26 protein-coding genes are annotated in these 25,907 nt (G+C 34.9%); 20 read left to right on the plus strand and 6 right to left on the minus strand.

Features of this window, described 5'->3' with window-relative positions:
• Positions 1-48: 48 nt before the first annotated feature.
• Positions 49-450, minus strand: coding sequence for a hypothetical protein (locus tag SVZ03_00060; GenBank protein ID MDY6932596.1), 402 nt, complete (start codon positions 448-450; stop codon positions 49-51).
• A gap of 199 nt (positions 451-649) precedes the next feature.
• Here SVZ03_00060 and SVZ03_00065 point away from each other — a divergent pair, with 199 nt between their 5' ends.
• The 6 genes from SVZ03_00065 to SVZ03_00090 all read left to right on the plus strand — a co-directional run bounded on the left by SVZ03_00065 (position 650) and on the right by SVZ03_00090 (position 8,121).
• The gene (locus SVZ03_00065) at positions 650-1,324 is read left to right on the plus strand and encodes a hypothetical protein (protein ID MDY6932597.1); all 675 of its coding nucleotides are present in this window, start codon (positions 650-652) and stop codon (positions 1,322-1,324) included.
• Positions 1,324-2,118 (plus strand): histidinol-phosphatase HisJ family protein, encoded by a 795-nt coding sequence (locus SVZ03_00070; protein ID MDY6932598.1) that lies wholly within the window; start codon positions 1,324-1,326, stop codon positions 2,116-2,118. The genes SVZ03_00065 and SVZ03_00070 overlap by 1 nt, the downstream gene beginning before the upstream one ends.
• Positions 2,119-2,238: 120 nt before the next feature.
• Positions 2,239-2,964, plus strand: a complete 726-nt coding sequence (pgeF, locus tag SVZ03_00075) for a peptidoglycan editing factor PgeF (protein ID MDY6932599.1) — start codon at positions 2,239-2,241, stop codon at positions 2,962-2,964.
• 376 nt (positions 2,965-3,340) lie between these two features.
• Positions 3,341-4,273 (plus strand): hypothetical protein, encoded by a 933-nt coding sequence (locus SVZ03_00080; protein ID MDY6932600.1) that lies wholly within the window; start codon positions 3,341-3,343, stop codon positions 4,271-4,273.
• Positions 4,274-4,388: 115 nt separating this feature from the next.
• Positions 4,389-6,872, plus strand: a complete 2,484-nt coding sequence (locus SVZ03_00085; GenBank protein ID MDY6932601.1) for a sugar phosphate nucleotidyltransferase — start codon at positions 4,389-4,391, stop codon at positions 6,870-6,872.
• 124 nt (positions 6,873-6,996) lie between these two features.
• Positions 6,997-8,121 (plus strand): M20/M25/M40 family metallo-hydrolase, encoded by a 1,125-nt coding sequence (locus tag SVZ03_00090; GenBank protein MDY6932602.1) that lies wholly within the window; start codon positions 6,997-6,999, stop codon positions 8,119-8,121.
• A gap of 23 nt (positions 8,122-8,144) precedes the next feature.
• On the opposite strand, the gene SVZ03_00095 is transcribed toward SVZ03_00090, so the two are convergent.
• Complete coding sequence (locus tag SVZ03_00095) at positions 8,145-8,888, minus strand: hypothetical protein (protein MDY6932603.1); 744 nt, start codon at positions 8,886-8,888, stop codon at positions 8,145-8,147.
• A gap of 359 nt (positions 8,889-9,247) precedes the next feature.
• Positions 9,248-10,333, minus strand: a complete 1,086-nt coding sequence (locus tag SVZ03_00100; GenBank protein MDY6932604.1) for a FecR family protein — start codon at positions 10,331-10,333, stop codon at positions 9,248-9,250.
• Between the two features lie 372 nt (positions 10,334-10,705).
• Between SVZ03_00100 and SVZ03_00105 the strand changes: the two genes are divergently transcribed.
• Together SVZ03_00105 and SVZ03_00110 are read left to right on the plus strand one after the other, a co-directional pair.
• Positions 10,706-11,089 (plus strand): hypothetical protein, encoded by a 384-nt coding sequence (locus tag SVZ03_00105; protein ID MDY6932605.1) that lies wholly within the window; start codon positions 10,706-10,708, stop codon positions 11,087-11,089.
• A 14-nt stretch (positions 11,090-11,103) separates the two neighbouring features.
• Positions 11,104-11,514 (plus strand): hypothetical protein, encoded by a 411-nt coding sequence (locus tag SVZ03_00110; GenBank protein ID MDY6932606.1) that lies wholly within the window; start codon positions 11,104-11,106, stop codon positions 11,512-11,514.
• Between the two features lie 62 nt (positions 11,515-11,576).
• Here the strand turns inward: SVZ03_00110 and SVZ03_00115 are convergent, their stop codons facing one another.
• On the minus strand, positions 11,577-11,774 hold the full coding sequence (locus SVZ03_00115) for a helix-turn-helix domain-containing protein (protein MDY6932607.1): 198 nt from the start codon (positions 11,772-11,774) through the stop codon (positions 11,577-11,579).
• Positions 11,775-12,012: 238 nt separating this feature from the next.
• Between SVZ03_00115 and SVZ03_00120 the strand changes: the two genes are divergently transcribed.
• A complete protein-coding gene (locus tag SVZ03_00120; protein ID MDY6932608.1) occupies positions 12,013-12,915 on the plus strand; it encodes a hypothetical protein in 903 nt (300 codons plus the stop codon).
• A gap of 54 nt (positions 12,916-12,969) precedes the next feature.
• Here the strand turns inward: SVZ03_00120 and SVZ03_00125 are convergent, their stop codons facing one another.
• Positions 12,970-13,908 carry a PHP domain-containing protein gene (locus tag SVZ03_00125; GenBank protein ID MDY6932609.1) on the minus strand — a complete coding sequence of 313 codons (939 nt, stop codon included), beginning with the start codon at positions 13,906-13,908 and terminating at the stop codon, positions 12,970-12,972.
• A gap of 924 nt (positions 13,909-14,832) precedes the next feature.
• Between SVZ03_00125 and SVZ03_00130 the strand changes: the two genes are divergently transcribed.
• The 7 genes from SVZ03_00130 to SVZ03_00160 all read left to right on the plus strand — a co-directional run bounded on the left by SVZ03_00130 (position 14,833) and on the right by SVZ03_00160 (position 21,340).
• Entirely contained in the window at positions 14,833-15,156 is a 324-nt protein-coding gene (locus tag SVZ03_00130) for a hypothetical protein (GenBank protein ID MDY6932610.1), read from the plus strand.
• A gap of 12 nt (positions 15,157-15,168) precedes the next feature.
• Entirely contained in the window at positions 15,169-16,113 is a 945-nt protein-coding gene (locus SVZ03_00135) for a glycosyltransferase family 2 protein (GenBank protein ID MDY6932611.1), read from the plus strand.
• A 175-nt stretch (positions 16,114-16,288) separates the two neighbouring features.
• Positions 16,289-17,701, plus strand: a complete 1,413-nt coding sequence (locus SVZ03_00140; GenBank protein ID MDY6932612.1) for a Mur ligase family protein — start codon at positions 16,289-16,291, stop codon at positions 17,699-17,701.
• A 70-nt stretch (positions 17,702-17,771) separates the two neighbouring features.
• A complete protein-coding gene (locus SVZ03_00145; GenBank protein ID MDY6932613.1) occupies positions 17,772-18,419 on the plus strand; it encodes an N-glycosylase/DNA lyase in 648 nt (215 codons plus the stop codon).
• A gap of 379 nt (positions 18,420-18,798) precedes the next feature.
• Positions 18,799-20,013, plus strand: a complete 1,215-nt coding sequence (gene tyrS / locus SVZ03_00150; protein MDY6932614.1) for a tyrosine--tRNA ligase — start codon at positions 18,799-18,801, stop codon at positions 20,011-20,013.
• A 59-nt stretch (positions 20,014-20,072) separates the two neighbouring features.
• A complete protein-coding gene (locus SVZ03_00155) occupies positions 20,073-20,645 on the plus strand; it encodes a sigma-70 family RNA polymerase sigma factor (protein MDY6932615.1) in 573 nt (190 codons plus the stop codon).
• Complete coding sequence (locus tag SVZ03_00160; protein ID MDY6932616.1) at positions 20,642-21,340, plus strand: zf-HC2 domain-containing protein; 699 nt, start codon at positions 20,642-20,644, stop codon at positions 21,338-21,340. Before SVZ03_00155 ends, SVZ03_00160 begins: the two co-directional genes overlap by 4 nt.
• 127 nt (positions 21,341-21,467) lie before the next feature.
• On the opposite strand, the gene SVZ03_00165 is transcribed toward SVZ03_00160, so the two are convergent.
• Positions 21,468-22,001 carry a hypothetical protein gene (locus SVZ03_00165; protein ID MDY6932617.1) on the minus strand — a complete coding sequence of 178 codons (534 nt, stop codon included), beginning with the start codon at positions 21,999-22,001 and terminating at the stop codon, positions 21,468-21,470.
• Positions 22,002-22,567: 566 nt separating this feature from the next.
• Here SVZ03_00165 and SVZ03_00170 point away from each other — a divergent pair.
• From SVZ03_00170 to SVZ03_00185, 4 genes are all read left to right on the plus strand, one after another.
• Positions 22,568-23,611 carry a 2-hydroxyacid dehydrogenase gene (locus tag SVZ03_00170; GenBank protein MDY6932618.1) on the plus strand — a complete coding sequence of 348 codons (1,044 nt, stop codon included), beginning with the start codon at positions 22,568-22,570 and terminating at the stop codon, positions 23,609-23,611.
• Between the two features lie 70 nt (positions 23,612-23,681).
• Complete coding sequence (locus SVZ03_00175; protein MDY6932619.1) at positions 23,682-23,888, plus strand: hypothetical protein; 207 nt, start codon at positions 23,682-23,684, stop codon at positions 23,886-23,888.
• 531 nt (positions 23,889-24,419) lie between these two features.
• Positions 24,420-25,229 carry a 4Fe-4S binding protein gene (locus SVZ03_00180; protein ID MDY6932620.1) on the plus strand — a complete coding sequence of 270 codons (810 nt, stop codon included), beginning with the start codon at positions 24,420-24,422 and terminating at the stop codon, positions 25,227-25,229.
• Between the two features lie 478 nt (positions 25,230-25,707).
• The coding region (locus SVZ03_00185; protein ID MDY6932621.1) for a hypothetical protein at positions 25,708-25,907 on the plus strand (200 nt) is incomplete at its 3' end.

The following is a 25,907-nucleotide window of genomic DNA, read 5'->3' on the forward strand; positions in this document are numbered from 1 at the left end:
TGGACTGCAGATTAAACTTATTAGGGAAGACCACTGATTTAATTCCCTTTATGTTTTTTGCGTTCTGGGCTTTTGAAGCATGTCTTTCATTATACATTTATAATGAGAAGGGCTGTTGATAATAATTGAAGTAAAGATATACTCCTCTCTTTTTTGCATCATCATATTGATATGTGATACTATGTCTTGAACCTCGATATCTCTTCTTGATATCCCTTTTTTTATATCATTCTCAACTATTTGATTTATAAATTGGATATGGGATTTAATAAATTCTAATGCAATCACCTTTTCTTTTGTATCTGCCTTGTAGTTATTGACGGCATTGATGATATTTTCATTGTTTAAGAGTTCTGTAGCTTCTTCCCCAACAATGATTCTATTAGGTTCGTCTTTCCTCTTAGATGTTACTTCATCAATCGTTTGATTATGATTTTCTTTCTCTTCCATTTCCCCTCTTTGAGGTTACAATCATGATACATTTATTTATATTATTAGTTTTTGTGAATTTGTCAAACAATAAACTGAAATCTTGAATGTATTCATTTATCATTTAATTCCACCTTTGATGAGAAGGATGATTGTTAATTTGCTAAAATCCTTTAAAAAAGACTTGCCTATTTAAGGCTTTTGGCTAAACATTATAATCATGTTTGACATTGAGGAGTATTACAAGGAATATAATATTCAAGATGCAAGTCATATCCAGATAGAAATTGATGATATTGAGAGCTATATTAATAATGATATCGATAATCTCTTAAAGAATCGTTTTGACAAGCTCTATCTTCGTGATAAGTTTAAATATAATAAATCTGGAATAGATATTATATATCCAAGAATATCATATAATGCCAACCGAAGTTTAGTCAAAGGGGCTGATCACATCAGATTTTTGCTCTCACTTTATCCCAGAAAGGGAGACCTTGATAATATTGAAAAGATTGTTCTTAGACCACGTCATGTTGAGGTTGAAAATATTGAACTCATGTCCTTATATATTCGAAGAAGAAGAATATTAGTCATATATTTACATCATCCTCATTTATATTCCTTAAAAAATTCAAAATTCGGAGAGTATTCTGAATTTTTACCCTTACATCTACCAGGACTCTTTGATAAAGAGCTATTTGAAAATTCAGCCACATTTATTCGAGGTGCTGATATTAAAATATCCTCTCTCTGGTATATAATTTCAATAATATCCTACTCTCCTGACAACAAGATTGATAAATTCCTAATCAGAAATAACAATAAAAATGATAGGGTAATCTCAAAGGCTCTTGATGAGATATCGTTTTATTATTCGAGACATGGTTATTGATGGCTTTGGTTGACTATCATAACCATACCTATTTATGCGAGCACGCTTCAGGTAGTTTGGAGGATTATATAAATGCAGCTATTACCTCAGACTTGATTGAGCTTGGTTTTTCCGATCATGCTCCACTTCCTTTAGAGATCAGGGATGGCATTACGATGCATCCTGAAGAGACAGAGGTCTACATCGCTCTTCTTGAGAAGAATAGAGATATTTACAGAGATAAGATTGATATAAAATTGGGTTTTGAGATAGATTATCCACTTAGAGAATCATTTAACAGACAATATTTAAGTGATACTAGACTCGATTATCTGATCGGTTCATGTCATTTTTTGGGTGATTGGGCCTTTGATCAAAGCAGATATGCTAGGGAATTTGAGAATAGGGATATTGATGGTATTTATTACGAATACTATAGTGTAATTTTGGACATCGTCTTATCAGGATATTTTAATATAATTGGTCATTTTGACATAATTAAGAAATTTGGCCATAGACCTAAAATGGATTTCAGAGAAACAATTATTGGAATTGCGAAAATGATTTCAAAAAAGGATATAGCAGTAGAGATCAACACAGGCGGTCTCAGAAAACCCGTTAGAGAGATATATCCCTCTGATGATATAATAACATTATTTTATAATATGAATGTCCCAATAACACTGGGTTCAGATTCCCATGCCTCTGAAGAGGTAGGATATATGTTTGATAGCGCAATTGAAAAGATAAAGAAAGTGGGATATAAAAAGATATCGGGATTTAGCAAAAGGAAGAGATATGACATTTTAATTTAACATTAAATGCTGGTATCCATTCCCACTTGAGTATATTTCAATAAACATGCTTTTTTTGCAGAGGTTTTCAGAGGACATTTAATAGCACTACCCACCATTTTACTAATAATAAGATCTATAATGGTATTTAAAAAAGAAGCTAATGGGGTTTACTCACTTTCAGGAGCCTTTGGCCTTGAGATTGGGACAGCATCCAGGGCAGTTAATTATATTGACTACTCTATGGATGATGATCAAATAATATGGGATGAGAAGGCCTTATTAAGCGAGATCACGCACCTTCCTGAAAAAGGTATTATCATTCTTAATCAGCTTCATGAAGACAGGATTGTCATCGTTGATAGCCCTATCAGGGATAATTTTTTATTCTTTGATGATGCAGATGGAATAATTACAAATATCCCAGAGGTATGTATTGTGATAAGGTCAGCCGATTGTGTGCCAGTCTATGCATTTGATTCACATAACCGTATATTAGGTGCAGCTCATTCTGGGTGGAGGGGGTGTATGCTATCAATTTCCAAAAAGCTGATCATCAAAATGAAGCAGATATTTTCTTCAAATAATAGAGATATCCATGTTTTTATTCTACCTTCAATTGGTCCTGAGTCCTATGTAATAGGAAATGATGTGGCTTCCTTATTTGAAAGGGATCTATATGTTAGAGATAAGAATATCTATCTAGACCTATGGAAGAATATTGAGCGCTCCCTTATTGAAGAAGGAATTCCTGAGGTGAATATCTTTAATTCAAGGATCTGCACACTACAGAATAATGATAAATTTTTCTCTTACAGGAATAAGGATTCAGCTAGAAATCTTAATTATGGTTTCATCAAATTATAAAATTGAATGAACCCTAATGCTAAATCACCTCTATTTTGTACTCTGTAGCTTAATAAAATGAGCATAATAAGCCTTTTCGTTTCCTGATTGAGACAAGGATTATAAATTCTCAATTCAATCATTGATTAGTTATTAGGGTGGGTAAATATTTTTTTATTAATTACTTGCTCAAGTTATGGAATTTTGCCAGTATTATACTATTTACTAAATTACACCTTTTTTCACAAACAAGACAGTTAATTAAGTGGGTAATAACATCATAGGATCATTCTGCAACTGTAGCATATATGAGCAAGCCTGAACTGTGAAGTAGCATCTTGTTTATTATTATATCGTACAATATGACTTATAATGAATATTTAAACTGGAGTCAGAAATGAAGGAAGCGGATAACATTCAATTGGCCAGTTTCATAAATACTACTAATCCAAAGGTCGTTATTTCTGAAGTTAGAACATTATTCTCTGTTCATTACCCCAAGAAATATTTTAATGCTATAAATAGGAGTTATAGAAATATCAAGAAACTCTTTGAGGGAAAATTTCCAGGATATAAGGCATGCAATACTGAATATCATAATTTAAATCATACCCTTGACGCCTTCCTGGCAACCTCAAGACTCATTTATGGTTATAATCTTGAAGAAGAAAAGAAGATGCCCCTAGATTTAACAATTGACTTGCTTATCTCATCAATGTTTCACGATACAGGCTATATTCAGGAAGAATGGGATAACGCTGGGACCGGAGCAAAATATACCAAAACTCACATTGGAAGGAGCATCGCCTTTCTTGTAAAAGAAGAGAGGAAATTTAATATAACTCAAGAAAATATAGCAATTATCTCAAGATTGATTAGATGTACTGGTCTCAATACAAATTTGAATGATATCCCATTCATTTCGAATGAGGAGCGGATAGCTGGGTCAATCCTTGGGACTGCTGATATTCTTGGACAGATGTCAGATAGGATTTATTTAGAAAAATTATTGTTCCTTTATTATGAATTCAGGGAAGCTGGAATACAAGGATTTAATACAGAATTCGATATAATAAGAAATACCATAGATTTTTATGAGCAGACCAAAAAGAGGTTAGACAAGAGTTTTATGAAAAAATATGATTATGCTAGATATTATTTCAAAGATAGATTTAATATTGATCAAAATCTATATATGAAGGCAATAAGTAATAATATTGCTTATATTTATAAAATAATTGATGATAATAGCACAAACTTTCGGCATAAGCTGAAAAGGGGTGATTGGATAAATAAGAGCTATGAACTTTCAAACAGGGTGGAATTATGATTGATGTGAAGGATCTCTTTTATACAATTTATTTCAACACTTATTATTAATAAATATTCATTATTAATTTATTATTTGATTACTATCAAGCTTATTGAGGTGATGGAGAGGAGATATGATTAGAGCTGTGATTATGGCAGGTGGTGAGGGAACAAGGCTGAGACCCTTAACCTCAAATCGTTCAAAGCCAATGATTCCAATTATTAACAAGCCAGTAATCGAACATATAATTAAACTATTAAAAAAGCACGGTATAATAGATATTATCATTAGTCTTTATTACCTCCCTGAGGGGGCACAGAATTATTTTGGTGATGGTTCTGATTGGAATGTGAATATTACATATTCCGTTGAAGAGACACCACATGGAACTGCGGGCGGTGTAAAGAAGGCCATTGGAAATCATGATGATACTTTTATTGTTCTCAGCGGTGATGGCGTTATAGACTTCGATATTACTCATATATTAGGGTATCATAAGGAGAAGAATTCATCATTTACAATAGTATTGAAGCATGTTAAGAAACCAGTAGATTACGGAATTGTTATTGTTGATGATAATGGTAGAATAGTAAAATTTATAGAAAAACCGGCCTGGAGCGAGGTGTTTAGTGATACAGTCAATACAGGAATGTACATAATTGAGCCTGAGGTTTTAGACTTTATACCCGAAAAAGAGGCCGACTTCTCCCTGGATATCTTTCCATTGTTGCAGAAGAAAAATTTTCCAATTTATGGATACCTGGCAGAAGGATATTGGTGTGATATCGGTAATCTTGATGCCTATAGGGAGGCTCATAAAGCAATTTTAGATGGTCTTGTAAAAATAGATATTATGGGGAAAAAGATTGATGAAGATATTTGGGTTGGCAGGAATGTCGATATCGCTGCAGATGCAGTGCTTAAAGCGCCCATTATATTGGGTGATTTCGTGAGAATAAAAAGTGGCGCAGAGGTGGCCGAATATACAATCCTGGGTGATAATTGTGTTGTCGAAGAAAATGCATCAGTTAGACGAAGCATTATACATCATAGCACTGTAATCGGGCCTAAATCCGAATTGCGTGGCGCAATAATAGGTAAGAGGTGTGTTTTAGAAGAGGCAGTATCAATTTATGAGGGAGCGGTTGTCAGCGATGATTGTCAGATCGGTAGTGGAGTTGAGGTACCATCTGACATCAGGGTATGGCCAGATAAGGTGATTGAGCAGGGCACAAGGCTTACAACGGACCTTATTTGGGGTCAGAGAGAAAAAAAGACTTTGTTTGGTATTGAAGGCATAATCGGATCCTTTAACATTAAGATAACACCTGAATTCGCAGCAAAATTGGGATCAGCGCTTGGGGCATATCTTAACAAGAACTCAACAGTTGTGATAAGTCGTGATACTACATCGGCCTCCCGCTTAATTAAAAGGGCTATCTCGTCAGGTTTGTTGTCAATGGGGGTTGATGTCTTTGATATGGAAATTGAATCAATACCAATAAATAAATATACTACGAGACTACTCAATTCGGATATGGGAATTTATATTCAAAAATCTCCATTGGCAGGTTTGCAATATATTCAAATAAAGATATTCGACAAACATGGCTTTCAGATCCCAATAAGTGATGAGAAGAGAATTGAGAACATTTTCTTTAGGGGAGACTATCCGAGAAAGGATGCCTTTGAAGTTGGTAAAATGTTGTTCCCAATACACCAGATTGAATCATATATTTCAAATATTAAGAATTATGTGGATTTCAATCTTATAAAAAAGAGGAAATGGAATATCATAGTGGACTGTTTCAACGGTTCCACATCTTATGTCTTTCCTGAGTTGTTATCAAGCGTTGGTTGCGAGGTTATTGTTCTACGTGGGCAGATAAAGGAGTTTCTAAGTGAGGAAGAGGTGAAAAATGAAACTAGAAAAGCGATAGAGAATATTGTAGCTATGGCAAAGGCGAACAAGGAGGTTGGAGTAATTATTGGGCCACATGGTGAATACCTGACTATTGTTGATGAGACTGGCAACATCCTATCCAATGATGATATAAGCGCTATTCTGTGTATATATTATCTGAAATATAGGAATGAGAAGATCATTAACATCCCTGTTACATCCTCTATGATTATTGACGAAATTGCATATTCTTATGGTGGAAAGGTTATTCGAATAAGCTCTAAGATGAGATCGCCGGTTGACACTAACGACTTGTTTCTTAAAGGCACTTCTGGCCGGTATCCTTATCTTGAAAGGGATTATGATCCTATGATAACCTTTTTGAAAATTCTAGAATTCGCAACATTAGAGGATACAACGCTATACGAATTGAGAGAGAGCCTTCCCAAAAGTAACATATTAAGGGTATCAATTCCATGTTCAATTGATGAAAAAGCAACGATAATGAATAGTCTGACTGCAAAGACTGATACTGATAATATTGATATGATTGATGGAGTAAGGATTAATAAGGAGGATGCCTGGATACTAATATTGCCAGATGCCACACAGCCATTAATTCATCTATATGCTGAAAGCAAAAATATTCATAGTCGAGAAAAGATAATAGAGGAATACGCACTCAGAATAAAACAATTTAAGAATTCATCCTAGTATCTGTTCAAAGGAAGGACTACCCTATCTCTATAATTGATTCAGGTAATTATTTTTGTTTTTCTTGCCATAGAATATATCTTGAACATTTAAATTTTATAATAAAATCCTTGGGAGTAAGTGGATGTATGAGGTAAATTGGGAGAGATTGATTAAAAGGTTCGTCGATTTAGTAAAAATCCCCTCCCCAAGTTGGGATGAGGGTGGGGTGATCTCCTATATCATAGATGTATTAGAGGATTTAGGCATTTATTATGAGAAGCATAAGTGTAATGATTCATATAATCTCCTTGCAAGACTTGATGGAAAGGATAATATGGGTTTGCCCATCCTTTTCGTTTGTCATATGGATACTGTAACGCCCTGTGAGAATGTAAAACCAATAATAACAGCAACAAAAATATCATCTGATGGAACAACCATACTTGGTGCTGATGATAAGGCTGCAATAGCTTCTTTTCTCGAGGCATTACATTTTATTAAGGAGAGCAAGATACCTCATGGGAGAATCGAGTTCCTTTTCTCCTGTGCTGAGGAGGTTGGTCTTCAGGGTATTAAGGGGTTTGATTTATCGTTACTAGATGCTAAATACGCCTTTGTCTTTGACAGCGATGGGGAAATAGGAGGGATTACACTCAAGGCTCCATTTCATATCACGATGGAAGTAGCAATAAGGGGTAAATCTTCACATGCCGGTGTTGAGCCTGAAAAGGGGGTAAGTGCGATTAGAGTACTTGCTGAAATAATCAGCAGGATGCCGCATGGCCGGATTGATGAGGAGACTACCGTAAATGTAGGCAGCATATCCGGAGGTGGCGCGACAAATATTGTTGCCGAGAGCGCCAAGTTTAATCTTGAAGCAAGATCAATAAATAGAAGTAGGCTTAGATCGCTTGAATCAGAGATTAGGGATATAATAATGGATGTATCAAGGGGTTATCGAGCAAAAGCGAATATTGAAAGAAGAGTCGACTATTCAGGATTTTCGATAAAAGAGAATGAAGGGATTGTAAAAATAGTAAATACAGCAATAGAGAAAATCGGATTAAAACCTGAATACAGGACCTCTGGAGGAGGTAGCGATACTAATATTATAAATAAGGCTGGGATTAAGGCTGTAAATCTATCTATAGGGATGAAAAACGCTCATACCAAAAAAGAATACATTCTTATCAAAAATATTCAAAGAGGTGCTATGCTTGTTCTCTCAATAATTGAGTCAGTGAATAAAAATCCACACTCTATTTGATATGCGATAGGATTAGGTATAGGTTAATGAGAGTAATACTTTGCCGTCTCCTTTATCAGCTTTTTAGCTGTTTCTATAACAAAGGGATCATAGCTTTTCTTGCAATATACAGTATGATTTATTATTGGACTCACCCTGCCAGTTCCAAGATTATAGTATTTTATATGAAAAGCGATGTCTGCTCCATCAACAGGGTGATGAGAGAAGAAATAGCTTACCCTCACCATTGTAGGTTCATCGGTATCCTTCATAGAAATCCTGAATCCATGTCTAACCTTGGTAATGTTTGAAGGAGTCTTCATCAACTGCCTTGCATATAGTAATCCTTCGGGATTCGGGGATATGGTATCACTCTTCCCATTGAGAATTTCTTCTTTCATTTTTGCATACTTCTCTTGGTTACAGTACTCATTTGGTTTTGGTTCAATATCGATTCTATTTAAGTCAACCAACCAATGAGCCACAATATCAACCTTCCCATCCACATTACTATCAGTGATTAGGGTAATAGTTCTCTCCTTGGATCGGAAATTGCCAATAACTATATTGCTCTTCTTCCCGATTGCTTGATAGATTGCATAATTTTCATTTGAGTTGGGAACCGGCATACTCTCAAGTTTTCTTGGAGTAACAAAATCACCTGGGACAAATGTTCCATGTTCTATGTTTGATTGAATTGGTCTTCCTTTTGTGCGGGATACTACATCAATCTCAGAGATAAAGACCATTATCATAATCAACATACAGATATTAAATATTAGTCTCATAATAAGCCTTCCTTTTCTATTTATAATATTATGTCTTTTATTGTCATATGGCTGAGGATAATTGAAATGAATGAATAATATTATTGAATGATTTAATTATAAAGTCAATTATATTAATTTTATTATTATCCATTTCCAGAAATGATTAAATAATAAAATAACCCCTCCATGGGTTATTTTAGAATACAGTAATGTATGATATATTTTTATCTATTAGACAGTAAAGTCATCATCACTAAAAATTATTTGCTTGCGTTCATCCTTGATGGAATATGTTAATTTTTATTGTTTATACATTATTGAGGGAATTCAATACTAGCCTAATTGCTATTACATTCTGATTTATGATCAAAAGGATATTATATTTTTAACTCTTCCCCATTTTTAATATTGAGCTTTCTAATGCTTCCTTTAGAAGAGACATGCAATTTATTGTCTTTAATTTGAATGTCCCCATCATTAATGATCCTTTTCTTCCATAGAACAGGTCCATTAACTGAAGCACAAAACACAAAATCGCCTGATGCTATGTATAGTTTATCCTCCTGCTTGATAGGTGGTTTTATTATGTTTCCCTTCCATATCTTCTTACCATTCTTTATGAAATATATCTCATATTTTGTTATTAGGAGTATCCCCTCTGGTTCTGGTTTTTCCTTATCTGATTGTATAATTTTGGCAATTTTTTTTATAACCTCTTTGGGCTGTTCCTGGACAGCAATAATCTCCTTTCTCTCATTTTGAAAATCCTCAATATTAAATTTCTGTATCTTTTTCTTCGATACCACGACATAATCCTTTATCTTTTCCACAATCTTGGCAACTTCTATCTGTACACCCCTTTGTGCTCCTTCTTTAATGAGTTTTTCAACAACCTTCTCAGTCTTCTTTACATCCTTCTCAGTTATAACTGTTTTTTCATTTTCCGTGAGCGATGGCGCTTTATTCAATAACTCTTCAACTTTATCTTCAAGTTTTTTAATGCGTTTTATGGCCTTAACCCTTCCATTAAACACCTTGATTCTAGTAGTCTTTTTAATATCGGCCTCAACAGAAAATCTTGTCCCACGAATTCCAGCAACAACAGTAGGCGTTTTAACTAAAAAACTCTCAGATTTTAGGAGTTTCTTGGTTTTGCATAAAAGTCGTCCCACATTTAATCCAAGAATTGTATTTTCGATATTATTCTTATTAACTAACGATGAGATTGATAAACTTGATTTTTCCTTTATCCTAATAAAGGAGCCGCCAATCTTTACATCGCAAGAAGATATATCTCCTGTTGTAAGGATGTCATTCTCGGCTATTATCTCACCAATATCAATCTCAGTATTGTTCTTCTTTACATCTCCAATAAAGAAGATAACACTCGCGTATTCATCCTCTGTGCTGGAACACCCTATGGTATAGATTAGTATTATGCATAGTAGCAATATTTTATACATGGAATTTAACTTCCTTTGAAGAATTATTTATCATTTCTATATTTATCGTAGGATAATTATTGTTCATTTTCGTTTTAATATTATAGTATATAGATGTTGGGAAATCAATAAAAATATTAATATTAGAATACTGAATTATTTATGGTTCCCGAATTTAAATTTAGTTTAAATTCATGAAACAGCGTAAGCTTTTATTATAGTTGAAATTAGTAGCAATTAATAAGATTAAAGGCGTTATTGGAGTCGCTAGGCTGATGAAGAATATGATGGTGATATTATCTGGGAGACAAAATTTAATTGACTTAAAAATAAATCAGGATTATTTTAAAATTTTGTTGCCGTTAAAAGTATTCCTGAAAGGGGGCGAGAATTATGAGGAGTCTGATTTCAATTATAATCGTAACATTTTTATCATTTAAAATTATTTTATCAGACATCTTTGGAAATGTAACAACAATAAATCAGGATTTAGATAATTTAGAAAAAAGTCAAAATATCATAGAAGATCCTTCCTTTAACGAATGTCCTTGTTTTATACAATCACTATTAAAGAGTGAATCCTCAATATTTGTCCAAGAAACTAATGTTGATTTATCTCGTGATTATGAACTAGATAATATAAGACCTCCTTTGAAATGGAATAGAATTGGTTATGAGTTTATAGCAGGCCTTGGTGGCCATACTTTAGGTATGACTCTATTTATAGGTTTAGCGTACTATGAATGTAAAAAAATCCCGATGCACAATGTGTTTTAGCTGGATTACCCGCAATGCTTTCTGCTCCTGCGTTTTCAGGATTAGGTATATATATTGTAGGAGATACAGAAACAGAATCTGGATCATTAGGTATGACAATTGGTTCCAGTTATATTGGTTGGCTTACAGGATTATTGATTTCTGAATATGTCTCTAATAAGATACAAGATTCATCTCCTAATTTAGATTCTGCATCTCATATTGTATTGCCTATAATGATGTCGGTTGTAAGTGGTGTAACAACTTTCAATTCAACACGGTATTATAAACAAGATGTAGAAAACAATAGAAGTATTATTAATGCCGAACCTGAGTTTTATAAAGTGAACCTACCTTTACCATATTTAAAAATTGACAATAATAAAAGGAATTTCACTAATAGAGATTTCATGATTTGCATAAATGTTGTTAATCTTCGTCTTTAGAATCGAGCATATATTTTATTCGTTTTCCCGATTCCTATCTCTATGATTAGTAGGCGATTTATCTATATCATCTTCTGGAGGGTGTGATAAAACGTTGACAAGCTGTTGAAACCAATCATAGAAGCGATCTGTGTTACATCCTGGTCGCTGCCTATGAGCAGTTCCTTGGCTTTCTTTATATGAAGTGAGTTAATATATTCACTCATCTTCATCCCCTTGTGCTGCATGAAGGGCTTCCCTATAGTTCTGTGAAATTTTATGCAATTTAGACTTTAAACACCTGTTTAAGGATTCATATCTTAATTGAGAAAGTATTTGACAAAATAATTTATTATATCTATAGTATAATATACTAAGTTATATAAAATTGTAGAATTAGTTATATTTTTTTTACATAAAATATTGAATATGTCTGCATTTTCTTCGATAATATATTCGCAGCGATTGTTATGGATGCAAATCTGCGATATTCTTTATCATTAACATGGAGGTATTATAATGTTGGGAAAAGTTGGGAGAGGAGCAATCTTAATCGTTTTAATTTCATTACTAATATTTCAAACTAATAACTCATATTCAAAAGATATTCCATTTAAGCTTATCGAGATTGAAAAAGTATCTCGTTATCACGAAAACAGAATTGCCTTTCAGCATATTCAAAGACAAATTTCTGATGATTTTGATGATTCTATTTCATGCCTATTGATAATAAAGGATGATAGGATGTATCTTTTAAGGGATGGTTATGATGATGCGAATGTAATTCGGACAACAAGGTATTTGCTTGAATTAGAAAGGAAGGTTTATGATTCTTTGTGGGTAAACCTGATAGACAAAAAACCAGATTATATCCGTATAACTGATAGAAGAGTGGAGTTAATGATAAATACAAATAAAGATTTTGTATCGAAAAATTTTGGGAATTTTTATGCAAACGTGAGAAATTCCTTTATACAGAAGCATGTTAATGTATTTCGACGATTGTTGAACAACAGAAGTGAAGCTGGATTGCATATTGAAAGGAATCCCATTCAAAAGTCTCTTTTTGTCGGGGCTTCTGACGCTGAAACTAAATATGCTTTAGCAGTATCTGGCAAAACACTTAATGATACGGTTTACTTTGCAGAGGATGCCGATGGCGATGGCTTTACAGAAACATTTACTGTAGATCTTGTCGATGGGTTTCATTGGGGATTTAAGTCTGGACCAAATATTTTATTCATCTATAATAATAAAGAAGAAGACATAAAGCAGATTATTGGAAAGTTGGTTCATGAAGCCTATTATGGAACATCTGATGAGGAAAAGAATATATTAGCAAACTTTCCTAAAGATGAGGATATTATTAGTGAATTCAAACTCGATAAAGTAGCGCAAGTCAGTGGGATTTCTGAACAATAGAATGAAGCAAGTTGCAATTGTTATCTTAAATACTAACTTTTTATTATATTAATCTTATCGATCTGGCATAGGTTGGTAGCTAGTATTCATAATTGATACATAGAAATCCTTGATCTTTTGGAGAAGAGAGTAATCATTTCCACTAATCCCACCAAGCTTTACCTTTGGTTTTGCAGTTGGACCATGAAAGTCTGAGCCAGAAGTAATCAATAGAGAATTTTTCATTGCATATTCCAAATAGAATTTTCTGTCTTCAGGGGTATGGTATGTTGATATCGCCTCAATGCCTTCGATACCATAACCTCTTATCTGGTCCAGCCATTCACGCTTTTTTACGAATTTGGGATGAGCAAGCACTGGTATTCCATCAGCTTTCTTTATAATTTCTACCGCTTCTTTAATATCGATTGTCTGAAATGGGACATATGCTGGTTTCCCTTCAATGAGATATTCTCTATAAAATGAACCCAATTTATCATCTTTTTTGTCTCCATAAAAATACTCATATAATCTTGCATCATTAAAGTTTTTTTCATTATCAAATATTTCCACCATTATTGATGTGGCTGTTGGTGATCTCCCGCCAGTCATGTCCCATATCCTTTCCTCATTCATTGCAAATCCCAGATTTTGCAGCATCTCAATTCTTTTATTTGTAATGAGTATTCTGCTTTTTTTGATTCTATCTAATGCATTAATTAGATCATTATTTTTTTCGTCAATAAAGTATCCTAAAATATGTTGTTGAGAACCATCAACCGGAAGTACTGATGTTATCTCCACACCAGGAACGTATTCGATATCGTATTTTGGTGAAATACTTCTGGCAACCTCAAGAGATTCAATTGAGTCATGGTCAGTAATTGAAATTGCGGAGAGGGGTAAATTACATGCAGACTTAAATATCTCTTCAACTGAAAGATCAGCATCTTCGCTAAAATTGGAGTGAATATGAAGATCAATGGTCTTTCCCATGGCTGCCTGGTAATCCAACAATTATTCCCTTTCTTGCAAGATCCCCTCTTTTAACAAGGTTTACAGAGATGTGTGAAAACCTTATAGTGAAGCTGTTCCTATGTTCAAGGAGAAGTTATCTCATAATGCAATGAGGACATTGTAAGTATAATTCTATTAAATTGTCAATACAATACACTATTTATTATTTATGTTAATGTCGAATACAGCATAGTTATTATTAAGGATATAAAAAAAACATCCCTGCTAAAAAGCAGGGATGAATATCCAAGGGTCTCTCATTTCGGGGGAGGTATGTGGGAACCGAAAATAGAGGATTAAAAAATTGTAGATATTGTTTAACAAACAAGAACAACATATCAATATCAAAAGTAAACTGACAATCAAAAATTTTTTTATCATCAAAAAATTATTAGAGACCTTCTGGTCGGTTAATTGTGGTTTGAATGTGGATGTTATCTTGTTTTTCAATAATTCTGAAAATATTATTATGTTAGGATAGTAATATGTTCCGATGACTGAAGTGGAGATGATTATTGAGTAATGTAATAATCCAACATGAATGACTATAGAGATGAAACCTATAAAGGGCTTCACTTAGTTATTAGAAAAAAGATGGCTTTGATATTGACAAATTTTATAAAAAAGGTTATTTAATACATTGATGCTTCACTTCCTAAAGCTATGTGAAATATTTTGTAATGAAGGTTTCAATAAATAAACAGAAATTGAGATAAAAGAATAATTACGTAACTTATATTACTTACATAAATTTCAATTATTAACGGTATTATAATCATTACCATTAAACTCGCAGCAGTTTTTAGTATAATAGAATTACATATACATATGCTCTCAATAACTATCAGGGAAGGTGTCTTAATTTTGGCTAACTTTTCAGAAGAGACGCATTATTACATTTTATAAAAAAGAGGTATTGATATGAAAAAGATCCTTTGTACAATAGCTTTTTTAACTATATATTTTTTCCCTTCAACAAATGAGTTAATTAGCCGGGAAGCAAAAAAAAAGATATTTCATGGGAGAGTAATATGTGTAAATAGTGACAATATTGAGATCAAAAGGGGAAAAATTGAGTTAATATTGTATTTTACTGAGAATACTCGCTATATAAAAATGGATAAAACTGAAGGAAGTAAAGGGATTATTGAGATATGCCAGGAAGTAAAGGCGTATTATATTAAAGAGAAAAAGAAGAATATGCTTGTTAAGATTGTTATTTTAAAGAATAGTGACTGCTTTTAATGGAATAATGCCATGCAGGATGGCATAAAGGAAAATATGTTCATATCAGGTTTTTCGACAGTTAGAAATGGGATAAAGCTTGGTTATCCACTTGTGGAATCAATACGGTCTATTCTCCCAGTGGTTGATGAGTTTGTTATCACAATAGGCAAATCCGATGATAACACACTTAAGACAGTCAAAAGGATTGGAGATCCGAAGATAAAGGTACTTGAGACAACTTGGGATTCTAGATTTACTGTAAAAGGTAGAATCCTCGCCGTACAATCCAATTTGGCTTTGTTCCAATGCACCGGCACATGGGCTTTCTACATTCAGGCTGATGAAGTCTTTCACGAAGATGACCATAATAGAATTGTAAAGTTTTGTGAAAATTATAGTAAGGATGAGGAAGTGGAGGGATTTCTTTTCGATTACACCCATTTTTTTGGGAATTATAGCTGGTATGGGGATTCCTACCACTGGTATAGAAAGGAGATTCGGGTCATTCGAAATCATAGGGGAATAATCTCCTGGCGATCTGCTCAGAGCTTCAGGGTTGATGGAAGGAAAATAGGGGTTGTTGATACCGGATGTCGAATATTTCACTATGGGTGGGTGCGTCCGCCAAAGGTTATGGCAGAAAAGATAAAACAACATGATGAGCTGCATCATGGAAGGGGATATAATAAAAATATTCATCAAATGGACTATAATTATCTCAATGAAATGGATACTAAATGCATGAAACCCTTTAACGGGAAACACCCTAAGGTAATGACTGACATTATTAAGGGTTATAATATTGATTTCGATCCTTCATCGATTCAATATAAGCCAAATATGAAGGATTTGCGAAGAAGGGTAGTGAATAAGCTTGGCAAGTGCACAGGGTGGTATCCAGGAGAATATAAAAATTATAAGAAACTGAAACTCAAGCAATCTGATAGAGTCCAAATAATAAAGAGTGACCATTAGGATTTGGTATTTCTTTCCGTTATAATATAATCATAAAATCTAAAATTTTATATGCTACTGGGAATTATACAGGATTTATTTTGAGAAATCCATATCAGAAGTGAAGGCTATTGATATCATTCTATTTTTAATAATTGATATATAGGAAAACTGCCAAACAAGAGGAAATACAGAATTGACCAGGGATATTCATAGTATTTACATGATTGGAATATGCGGAATTGCAATGGGCACTCTAGCATGTATGCTGAAGCAGATGGGTTTTAATATATCTGGTTCTGATGATAATGTATATCCTCCCATGAGTGATATACTCCATGAATGGAATATTGATGTGCATATCGGATTTAACGCGGATAATATCGATGATCCTGATCTTATTATTATTGGGAATGCTATCAGCAGGGGTAACGTAGAGGCGGAATATACACTGAATAGAAGGATACCTTATCTCTCTATGGCTCAGGCGCTGTACAATTTTTTTTTAAGGGATAAAGAGGTTGTCTCTGTTTCAGGAACACATGGCAAAACCACAACAACAGCGCTTCTATCACATATATTGGAGCATGCTGGGGGGGAGCCATCCTTTTTCATAGGTGGTGTATCAAGAAATTATAATACAAATTTTAAACTTGGATTAGGTAAATACTTTATTATTGAGGGTGATGAATACGATTCCGCCTTTTTTGAAAAGTTTCCCAAATTTATTCTCTACAGGCCCCATCACCTAGTGCTTACCTCCCTTGAGTTTGATCATGCTGATATATATAACAGCCTTGATGAGATAAAGTTATGGTTTAAACGGCTTGTTAACATTATCCCATCTGAGGGAAACATCATTTTATCCCATGAATATCCTCACCTGAGTGAAGTTGTATCAAGATCCTATGCAAAATGCTATTCCTTTGGAAATTTGGATTCCGATATCTGCTATGAATTTCTAAGACATTCCGGCGATTTTTCTGAACTCAAGATTAGATTTAAACAGTTTAATGATATTAGGTTGGTCACAAAGCTTTTTGGGGACTATAATTATGCTAATATTGCCGCAGCTGTTTCAATGGCCTTACTGCTAGGTGTTAATGAGGCCCATATTCAGCATGCTGTGAAGACATTCAAGGGTGTAAAGAGGAGACAGGAATTGATCTTTAGCAGCAATACCATCAAAATTTATGAAGATTTTGCACACCACCCCACTGAGATCAGCTCATTCCTCAATGGTTTGAGGAAAAGATACCCAGACTCAATCCTCTGGGCTATCTATGAACCAAGATCTGCAACAAGCAGAAGAAATATTTTTCAGGATGAGCTTTCTTGTTCATTCGCTCCATCCAATAGAATCCTCTTTAAAAGACCCTTTAAACTGCAATCCATTCCTGAATCAGATAGGATCGATATTGAGAGGGTTCAACAGGATATAATTAATATGAAAAGGGATGCCTTTCTATTTAATAGTGTTGATGAGATTGTTGATTTCACATTCAGGGAGATAGATCCCCAAAGGGATAACGTTATAGCCATAATGTCAAATGGAGGATTTGACAATATCTATGAGAAGATGACATGGAGAGCAAGGGAGATAACCTAGGAGTTATATTATAAGCTCTGTGAATTGATGGAGGGAAGAGTCCATAGACTTTTATCTAAGGTTGTTGGTGATGAATCAAAGGCAGAAGGAGATAGTCGAAATATACAACTCAATTAGGAGCAGAATAGAGACGCAGTTGGAGAGTTTTAGACGCATTTGGATAGAATTCGATGATAAGGATATCTTTGCTGAGCTTGTTTTCTGCCTATTGACACCTCAATCGCGGGCAAAATCATGTTGGATAGCGGTTAATAATCTTAGGAAAAAGAATTTGCTCTTCAACGGATGCTATAATGATATAAATATGGAATTGAATTTAGTCAGGTTTAAGAATAGAAAGACCGAATATATTCTTTTGTCCAGAAACCTTTTTATAACAGATGGCAAGATATCATTAAAAAATTCGATCAATCAATTGGATAATGTGTACTCAAAGAGAGATTGGTTAGTAGAGAGGATTAAGGGATTTGGCTATAAGGAGGCGAGTCATTTTCTTAGGAATATCGGATTTAGCGAGAATATTGCTATTCTTGATAGGCATATTCTCAAGAATTTAAGGTTGTCAAGGGTTATTGACGAGATTCCTGATTCACTCTCCAAAAAGAGATATATTGATATGGAGAATAGGATGAAGGACTATGCAACTGACATAAGAATCCCATTGAATCATCTTGATTTTGTGTTTTGGTATATGGAGACCGGGGATGTTTTTAAGTAACTTTTTGAAGAACGCCCAAATCGCCGCTCATGGAGGGAATTTACGCTCTTCCCCAGTAATTTATTGAAAACCTCCCTTTAAAAGATGAAATATAGCGTCAATTGAATCGTGTATATTTCATTTCATTAATATGATATAGAGATGTTATTGGTATAATTAAGGGAGAGACTCAATTAGCGATTGACATTTGAGATATTTACTATTTTTATATATCATAATTTTTGATTCCGTTTTTAGAGGGCATGCATGATTTTGATGTGAGGATAATTTTTTATTTTTTGAGTGATGAGAGCCGTGGCGTTTTGAATTGTAAAATATTTACTATAATTTGTTTGAATAACAGAAATTTTAGAAAGCTTTAGATTGATTGGAGATCGGAGTGGTAAAGAATTATGTTGAATTGCTTAAGAGGGGCGTGGAGGAGATTATCCCCCTGGATGAATTTCAGAGGAAGATAGAGATATCTGAGAGGGATAATAAGCCATTAGTAGTTAAAGCCGGTTTTGATCCCACGGCGCCGGATATTCATCTGGGTCATACCGTTTTGTTGAGAAAGATGAGTCATTTCCAGAAGATGGGGCATAGGGTAATATTCTTAATTGGCGATTTTACCGGGATGATAGGGGATCCCAGCGGGAAGTCAGAGACGAGGAATAGATTGACAAGGGAAGAGGTGGCGCAGAATGCCGAGACCTATAAGAAGCAGGTCTTCAAGATATTGGATCCGGATAGGACAGTGATCGAGTTTAATTCCAGATGGTGTGAGAATATGAATTTTGCCGATGTGCTCGATCTTACATCCAAGTATAATGTAGCAAGGATGCTGGAGCGTGATGATTTTTCTGAGAGGTATAGGAATGGCAAACCCATATCAGTATTGGAATTTTTGTATCCATTGATACAGGGTTATGATTCTGTGGCGCTAAAAGCGGATATTGAATTGGGTGGAACGGATCAGAAGTTCAATCTCTTACTTGGAAGGGACATACAGAGGGAATATGGTCAAATACCACAGGTTATTATGACCATGCCGTTATTAGTTGGGCTGGACGGCACGCAGAAGATGAGCAAATCATTGAATAATTATATTGGAATAGATGAGCCGCCAAAAGAGATCTTTGGCAAGGTGATGTCAATCTCAGATGAATTGATGTTTCATTATTATGAGGTTGTAACGGATGTGCCTCTAGAAGAGATCCGTTCATATAGGAAGGGGGTTGAGAGCGGAGAGATGAATCCAAGGGATGTCAAAGTTGGATTGGCAAAGGATATATGCAGACAGTTCTACGATAATGATACAGCCGATAGGGCGGAGGCGGAGTTTAACAAGATATTTGTCAGGAAGGACCTGCCTGATGAGATCCCAGAATATTCTATCCCTGAAGATGTGAGGTTGGAGGGCAAGATTTGGATTGTTCGGTTGCTTATGCTTACAGGCATGGTTAAGACAAATGGCGAGGCTCGAAGATTGATCAAGGGGGGCGGTATTTACTTTGATGGCCAAAGGGTTTCCGATGAGGATTATGAGATCATTCTTCCTGTTGAGTCCATATTAAAGATAGGCAAGAGAAGGTTTCTAAGGATAAGGGGCTGAATATTTTCATTCTAAACACCTATTAGTATATGAAAAATCGTAACAAATCAGGATTGGACATGTCAGATGCAAATGATATAGAGATTATTGACAGGGTGTTATCTGGAGATATTGATTCATTCTCTGAGATAATTAAAAAGTATAATAATCGAATTTTCCGGTATGCCTATTCCAAGGTTGGGAATTATGAGGAGGCTCTTGATATCACTCAGGATATTCTCGTTGTTATATTTGAGGCTTTAAAATCTTTCAGAAGGGAGTCAAAATTATCAACCTGGATTTACAGCATAATGGTAAACTATTGCATGAATTATAAAAAAAGAAAAGAAAAATATAGCTATGTTTCAATCAATAGAATAAATGGCAATGATGAGTTTGAGCTGCAGTTGAGCGATGATAAGCAGAATCCTGAAAAGGAGACCATTGACAGCGAATCCTTGAGAATACTCAAGGATGAACTCTACAAATTGCCCAATGATTATAAGGAGATTCTTATATTAAGGGATATTGATGGTTTGCCATATAATGATATTGCGGGTATACTGGGGGTAAACCTTTCAAATGTTAAGGTTAGAATACATAGGGGCAGAGGGTTGCTGAAGAAGAGATTAGTAGAGAGGGATCTCATATGAACAAGGAGCATATTTCTTTTAATAGGTTATCTGATCTGCATGACAATATTCTCTCTGAATTAGAAAGGGATGCTATAATGCGGCATCTGGCGGTCTGTTCTGAATGCAGCAAGAGATATAACAATCTCAATAAGCTTTTGAGAATGATGTCGTATATGGATTTGTTTAGAATAAAATCAGAAGACGAATTTGTAGTTAAAACCCTGAAAAAGATCAAGGGTGTGAGAAAGAGGGTATTATTATTTAGATTGTTGCCTGCCTCGGCAGTCATTGCTTTTGTGATTATCCTGCTGGGTATTGGCTATTATAGGGGATTTGAGGATGGTGGAAAATATAATCATGAAAATCATCAAGCTATAAGGGAGACTGATGAAGATTATGAGCCTTCTCAATACAGAGAGATAAATAGTGAATATGGCATGGATGAGACATTATCTATTATCAGGAATAATAACCTACAAAAAGTAAGTATCTCTGAATCCTATATTGAAGGGAATATTCATATTGAAGATTATGATAGATTGAAAAGGGAATGCGGTTATACGGATTCCTTTGATTATAATAGCGGATTTAGTATTAGAAAGGTTAATGGATCAGGCATATTTGAAGAGGAGTCCTTGCTGTATTCCGATCTAAATCTTTTCTCCGGAATGATCGATAGCAGGGTCCTCAGGATTCGGATTAATGTCAAATAATCGCATACTTTTGCCTTTACACATAAATAGCCTTGAATGCCCGCCTTTACTATGATTCCTTGTATACCCCTCTGCTTATAACCCTATTGCTCGCGATCAATCAAATGAAGATCAAAGAACCCTGAGGTTACTTTTCAAATCTGGATGATATATTTTTTATGGTCTCACACAATTCATTATGAAAATCCTGGAGTTCGTCCTTCTCCCTCAGCCTCCTCACCTTAGGGATATTCCCCATCCTAAGCTCTCTCAGGTACTGAGTCATCACATACACCGGTCCTGATATCTTATGCGTAATGAAAATAAAGAGCAAAAAGATGATAGCGGATTGAATTACAATCATTACAATGATAAAGTATAGCATTCGAATGCTATTTTTTTTCATATTAAATAGCATGCTGATATTGTTTCTAAATGTGTTCTCCGCATTCATTATCATTGGATTATCGGCGTTTTGTAGCGCCGGTGTAGTGAGGAAGAGATTTATCATCTGATCTTGAGTTTTGACTATCGATTTTGTGTAATTATTATTTATCTTTGCATAATATAATAAAACGCTGCCAATAATCAGTGTGATAATAAGAGGCCATAATACGGCTTTAAAGGTAATTCGAAATTGAAAAGTTTTATCAACAATATACTTCTTTCTTTTAGTCCCCATTTCTCACCTCGATTTTTTGGTAGTGTATGAATATATCGATTAGCAAATCCTATCATTTGTCATTCCGGCCGAAACGCCGGAATCTTCTACTTTTTCAGAAGGTTATAGACTCCCGCATTCACAGGGATGACATCAGAAATGATATTTTCGATATATTAAGACACTTCTGATTTTATTATTTTCAGCTATGACAATTGATATTAAAGATCCTCAATACATAATGCTGCGTTAGCTGAGTTATTTAATTATTATAATATATTCTAATTTAGCGAAGATACAATCAAAAAAATTTTTTTTTATATCTGCGCAAATACTCAATAAACCGGGGAAAGCCTCTATTTTCGTTGGCGATGAAGAAATAAAAAAGTAAGGTATTCAAAATTGATGGCTTGGCTGGATGTTATATGATGAAGAGGTAATGTTGTAATATATTTCTTGAGAAGTGTTGAGAAATATGCTAAGATATTGAGATCGGATTATGATAAATTAATTATCTTTCGAAGGGTTAGATTATTTTAGAAAATACTATGTATAGTAATGAGGTGTTAGATAAAAAGGGGGGAGTTATGGGTAAGAAAATAGCCTTTTTTGACGCCAAACTCTATGACAGAAGATCTTTCACCGATGTAAACAAGGATTTCGGATTTGACATCACATATTTTGATACACATCTTAACGCGCAGACTGCGCCCTTAAGCGGAAAGTTTGATGCTCTCTGCGCTTTTGTGAATGATACAATCGACAGCGCTGTTATAGAAAGTGTGGTAAAACATGGATTACAAATAATCGGACTACGCTGCGCAGGATACAACAACGTTGACATCAAAGCAGCATACGGCAAAATACATGTAGTGCGTGTGCCGGCATACTCACCTTATGCAATAGCAGAACACGCAGCAGCGCTTATGCTTTCTCTTAACCGCAAGACCTATAAAGCCTACCACCGCACCCGTGACGGTAATTTTTCAATAAACGGACTGCTCGGATTTGACATGAAGGGGAAGACCGCCGGCGTCATAGGTACAGGCAAAATAGGGAAATGCCTTATATCAATATTGAAAGGCTTCGGTATGACTGTATTGGCCTATGACCTCTATCCAGATGAAACATATGCCAAAGAAACAAGCGTAAAATTTGTCTCTCTTGAGGAAATATACAAATGTTCAGATATCATCTCTCTGCACTGCCCTCTTAATAAAGAAACAGAGCATATGATAAACGCTGATTCAATTGGAAAGATGAAAAATGGTGTAATGATCATAAACACGAGCCGAGGAAAACTTATCGACACACAAGCCTTAATAGCCGGTCTAAAGTCAGGTAAGATCGGCTCAACCGGACTTGATGTATACGAAGAAGAGAGCGAATATTTCTTTGAAGACAGATCTCTCGAACTTATAACAGATGATATGCTTGCTCGCCTACTTACATTTCCTAACGTACTAATGACATCCCATCAGGCATTTTTTACAAAAGAGGCCCTTCACAACATAGCGCAGACGACCTTACACAATTTTAAAGAATTTTTTGAAGGTGAATACTTAAAAAATGAAGTATGCTATAAATGCGATAATCAATGCAAAAAAAAACAAAATAAACGGTGTTTTTGAAACGAATAACTTCGACCAGTTATTCCACTGGATTAGTGTAGGCTGACTGGTAAACTTATTGTTAAATGTCATGAGAAACAAAGATCTAATTATCGCTAATCTTGAAGAGGCGATAAAACAACCTCAAGAAATGGCCAAGTATCTCAGAGATGTTCCAGAGTACTCTGAAGTAGAGCTACAGATAGATCTTGAGAACGCTTATCATCATTTTAATTATGGTTTGCATATAATAAATGCAAATGGCATCGTCATAGGCACTCCAGGATCATTCCCATAAATGTATATGGGAATGATGATAGCAGGAAGTAAATAAAAACATACAAACTTGGCTATATTTCTATTATGCAGAGTAGATCATTACTTACGATGTGTGATATTCCCTCTGAAACTATCGATAAGTTTCTTGAAAATTGGTGTGAGGTAATAGTTCAGTCGTGGGTGGAAGATAAATTCGCCAATGGTTTTATGGCTAGGCTGTAAAACTAATCGACGTTTATGTTATATCAATGATTGTCGTTAAAAACAATCATACTACTCTTTTTGTTATTGCACATCCTTTAATTGACAGTATAATCTAACCAAATAGTGCCAAGGATAAAAGTATAAATCACACAAACCTATTGGAAAGCTATTAATTGGACCGAAATTAATAAGCCTTTGGGAATTATTGAGAAGTCTTTGACAATTACCTCTGATTGAATAACCATAACTAACGAATTCACTTAGATGTGTGTTTCACTGCCGTTTCACCCACACCGGTGATTTGGAGCGTTAAATTATTACCTAATATGTGCATGAGGAGATAATAATGGAAGTTACAAAGCTAAAGCTTATCTACTTTTCGCCCACTGGAACCACTCAAAAAGTATTGGAAAGTATTGCTAAAGGTATCACTGTTGAAGCTGTAGAGTATATTAATCTGACACTTCCGGAAGGTGCTCAACAAACAATTCCACCCTTTTCAGATGAACTCGTAATTATAGGTGCACCTGTTTATGGTGGTCGTCTGCCAGTTGATGCAATCAATCGATTCAAACAGCTAAAAGCGAGCAAAACCTTAGCGATTCTCATTGTTGTATATGGGAATCGGGAGTTTGAAGATGCATTATTAGAATTAAAAAATATAGCTATTGAGTTAGGCTTTAATCCGGTTGCTGGTGGCGCATTCATTGGAGAGCACTCTTTTGCAACAAAGGATGTCCCCATCGCAAATGGACGTCCGGATAGCTTGGATGTTCAAAAGGCAATGGATTTTGGAGTAAAAATTAAAGATAGAGTGAAAGCTTTACAATCACCTGCTGCCCAAATGGATTTAGAAATTCCCGGCAGATATCCTTATGAGGGCAGACCGCTATCCATGGCTGTTTCACCAGTGACCAAAGAAGACACATGCACAGTTTGTGGTTCCTGTGCTAGTGTATGCCCAACTGCAGCCATTTCAATTAATAGGAGCGTGGCAACTAAAATCGAGCTATGCATTCGCTGTTGTGCTTGTATCAAAAACTGTCCCACAGGTGCAAGGGTTATGGAAGATAGCATGATAAAAAATATTGCCAACTGGTTAAATGAAAATTGTAGTATCCGGAAAGAACCTCAAACATTTGGGATAGATGTATAGAGTCCAATTATGTTAAAAATTTACACTCGAGGTGGAGACTAGGGGAAATGAGCATTTCAGTGATGAGTGTCTTGTAATTAAGTGATTTCTGAATTGAAGCTTATGGATGTGTTAACGAGCTTAATTCGATACTTTTGGGATATTTAGACTTTCTGATTAGGGAGTAGTCAGACATCATCAAATGACATGGATCTACTCGCCTCTGTAAGATTTTGAAATCTTGAGGGAAGAGATTTTTGGGGCCACTACAATGAATGGAAATTCAGCGGAAATTATCCAAATTATCGCAAAGGGGAAATAGCATGTCCAACCAAAGGCTGGACTTGAAAGATAGGAAATTGCAGTTTGTCGGTTTACAGCATTCTGGAGTTTCCAAACCTCAAATCAACCTTACGGTTGAGCTGATATTACTATACAAAAATTAATCAGATGTCCTTAGATAATTTAAAGACATTGTCAATTTTATGTGAGGTTCTATATGAATAGCGATATTTTACTGCAAGATTTTCATTGGGATTCTCCAGATGTCAGGAAGAGAGATGGTACTCCTCGCTGGTATGAGATTATTAAAGAAAATGCAGATAGGATACAAAAATCAGGATTTACCTTGGTCTGGCTTCCTCCATCATCTGACTCAGTAGATAAGCATGGATATGAGCCACGGGAGCTTAACAAATT

This window comes from Spirochaetota bacterium (genome assembly GCA_034190085.1).
Classification (GTDB): domain Bacteria; phylum Spirochaetota; class UBA4802; order UBA4802; family JAFGDQ01; genus JAXHTS01.

Excerpts from the sequence above, each read along its gene's own strand:
- SVZ03_00060 (MDY6932596.1), bottom strand. The coding sequence starts at position 450 with ATGGAAGAGAAAGAAAATCATAATCAAACGATTGATGAAGTAACATCT.
- SVZ03_00065 (MDY6932597.1), top strand. The coding sequence starts at position 650 with ATGTTTGACATTGAGGAGTATTACAAGGAATATAATATTCAAGATGCA.
- SVZ03_00070 (MDY6932598.1), top strand. The coding sequence starts at position 1,324 with ATGGCTTTGGTTGACTATCATAACCATACCTATTTATGCGAGCACGCT.
- pgeF (MDY6932599.1), top strand. The coding sequence starts at position 2,239 with ATGGTATTTAAAAAAGAAGCTAATGGGGTTTACTCACTTTCAGGAGCC.
- SVZ03_00080 (MDY6932600.1), top strand. The coding sequence starts at position 3,341 with ATGAAGGAAGCGGATAACATTCAATTGGCCAGTTTCATAAATACTACT.
- SVZ03_00085 (MDY6932601.1), top strand. The coding sequence starts at position 4,389 with ATGATTAGAGCTGTGATTATGGCAGGTGGTGAGGGAACAAGGCTGAGA.
- SVZ03_00090 (MDY6932602.1), top strand. The coding sequence starts at position 6,997 with ATGTATGAGGTAAATTGGGAGAGATTGATTAAAAGGTTCGTCGATTTA.
- SVZ03_00095 (MDY6932603.1), bottom strand. The coding sequence starts at position 8,888 with ATGAGACTAATATTTAATATCTGTATGTTGATTATGATAATGGTCTTT.
- SVZ03_00100 (MDY6932604.1), bottom strand. The coding sequence starts at position 10,333 with ATGTATAAAATATTGCTACTATGCATAATACTAATCTATACCATAGGG.
- SVZ03_00105 (MDY6932605.1), top strand. The coding sequence starts at position 10,706 with ATGAGGAGTCTGATTTCAATTATAATCGTAACATTTTTATCATTTAAA.
- SVZ03_00110 (MDY6932606.1), top strand. The coding sequence starts at position 11,104 with ATGCTTTCTGCTCCTGCGTTTTCAGGATTAGGTATATATATTGTAGGA.
- SVZ03_00120 (MDY6932608.1), top strand. The coding sequence starts at position 12,013 with ATGTTGGGAAAAGTTGGGAGAGGAGCAATCTTAATCGTTTTAATTTCA.
- SVZ03_00130 (MDY6932610.1), top strand. The coding sequence starts at position 14,833 with ATGAAAAAGATCCTTTGTACAATAGCTTTTTTAACTATATATTTTTTC.
- SVZ03_00135 (MDY6932611.1), top strand. The coding sequence starts at position 15,169 with ATGCAGGATGGCATAAAGGAAAATATGTTCATATCAGGTTTTTCGACA.
- SVZ03_00145 (MDY6932613.1), top strand. The coding sequence starts at position 17,772 with ATGAATCAAAGGCAGAAGGAGATAGTCGAAATATACAACTCAATTAGG.
- SVZ03_00155 (MDY6932615.1), top strand. The coding sequence starts at position 20,073 with ATGTCAGATGCAAATGATATAGAGATTATTGACAGGGTGTTATCTGGA.
- SVZ03_00160 (MDY6932616.1), top strand. The coding sequence starts at position 20,642 with ATGAACAAGGAGCATATTTCTTTTAATAGGTTATCTGATCTGCATGAC.
- SVZ03_00165 (MDY6932617.1), bottom strand. The coding sequence starts at position 22,001 with ATGGGGACTAAAAGAAAGAAGTATATTGTTGATAAAACTTTTCAATTT.
- SVZ03_00170 (MDY6932618.1), top strand. The coding sequence starts at position 22,568 with ATGGGTAAGAAAATAGCCTTTTTTGACGCCAAACTCTATGACAGAAGA.
- SVZ03_00175 (MDY6932619.1), top strand. The coding sequence starts at position 23,682 with ATGAGAAACAAAGATCTAATTATCGCTAATCTTGAAGAGGCGATAAAA.
- SVZ03_00180 (MDY6932620.1), top strand. The coding sequence starts at position 24,420 with ATGGAAGTTACAAAGCTAAAGCTTATCTACTTTTCGCCCACTGGAACC.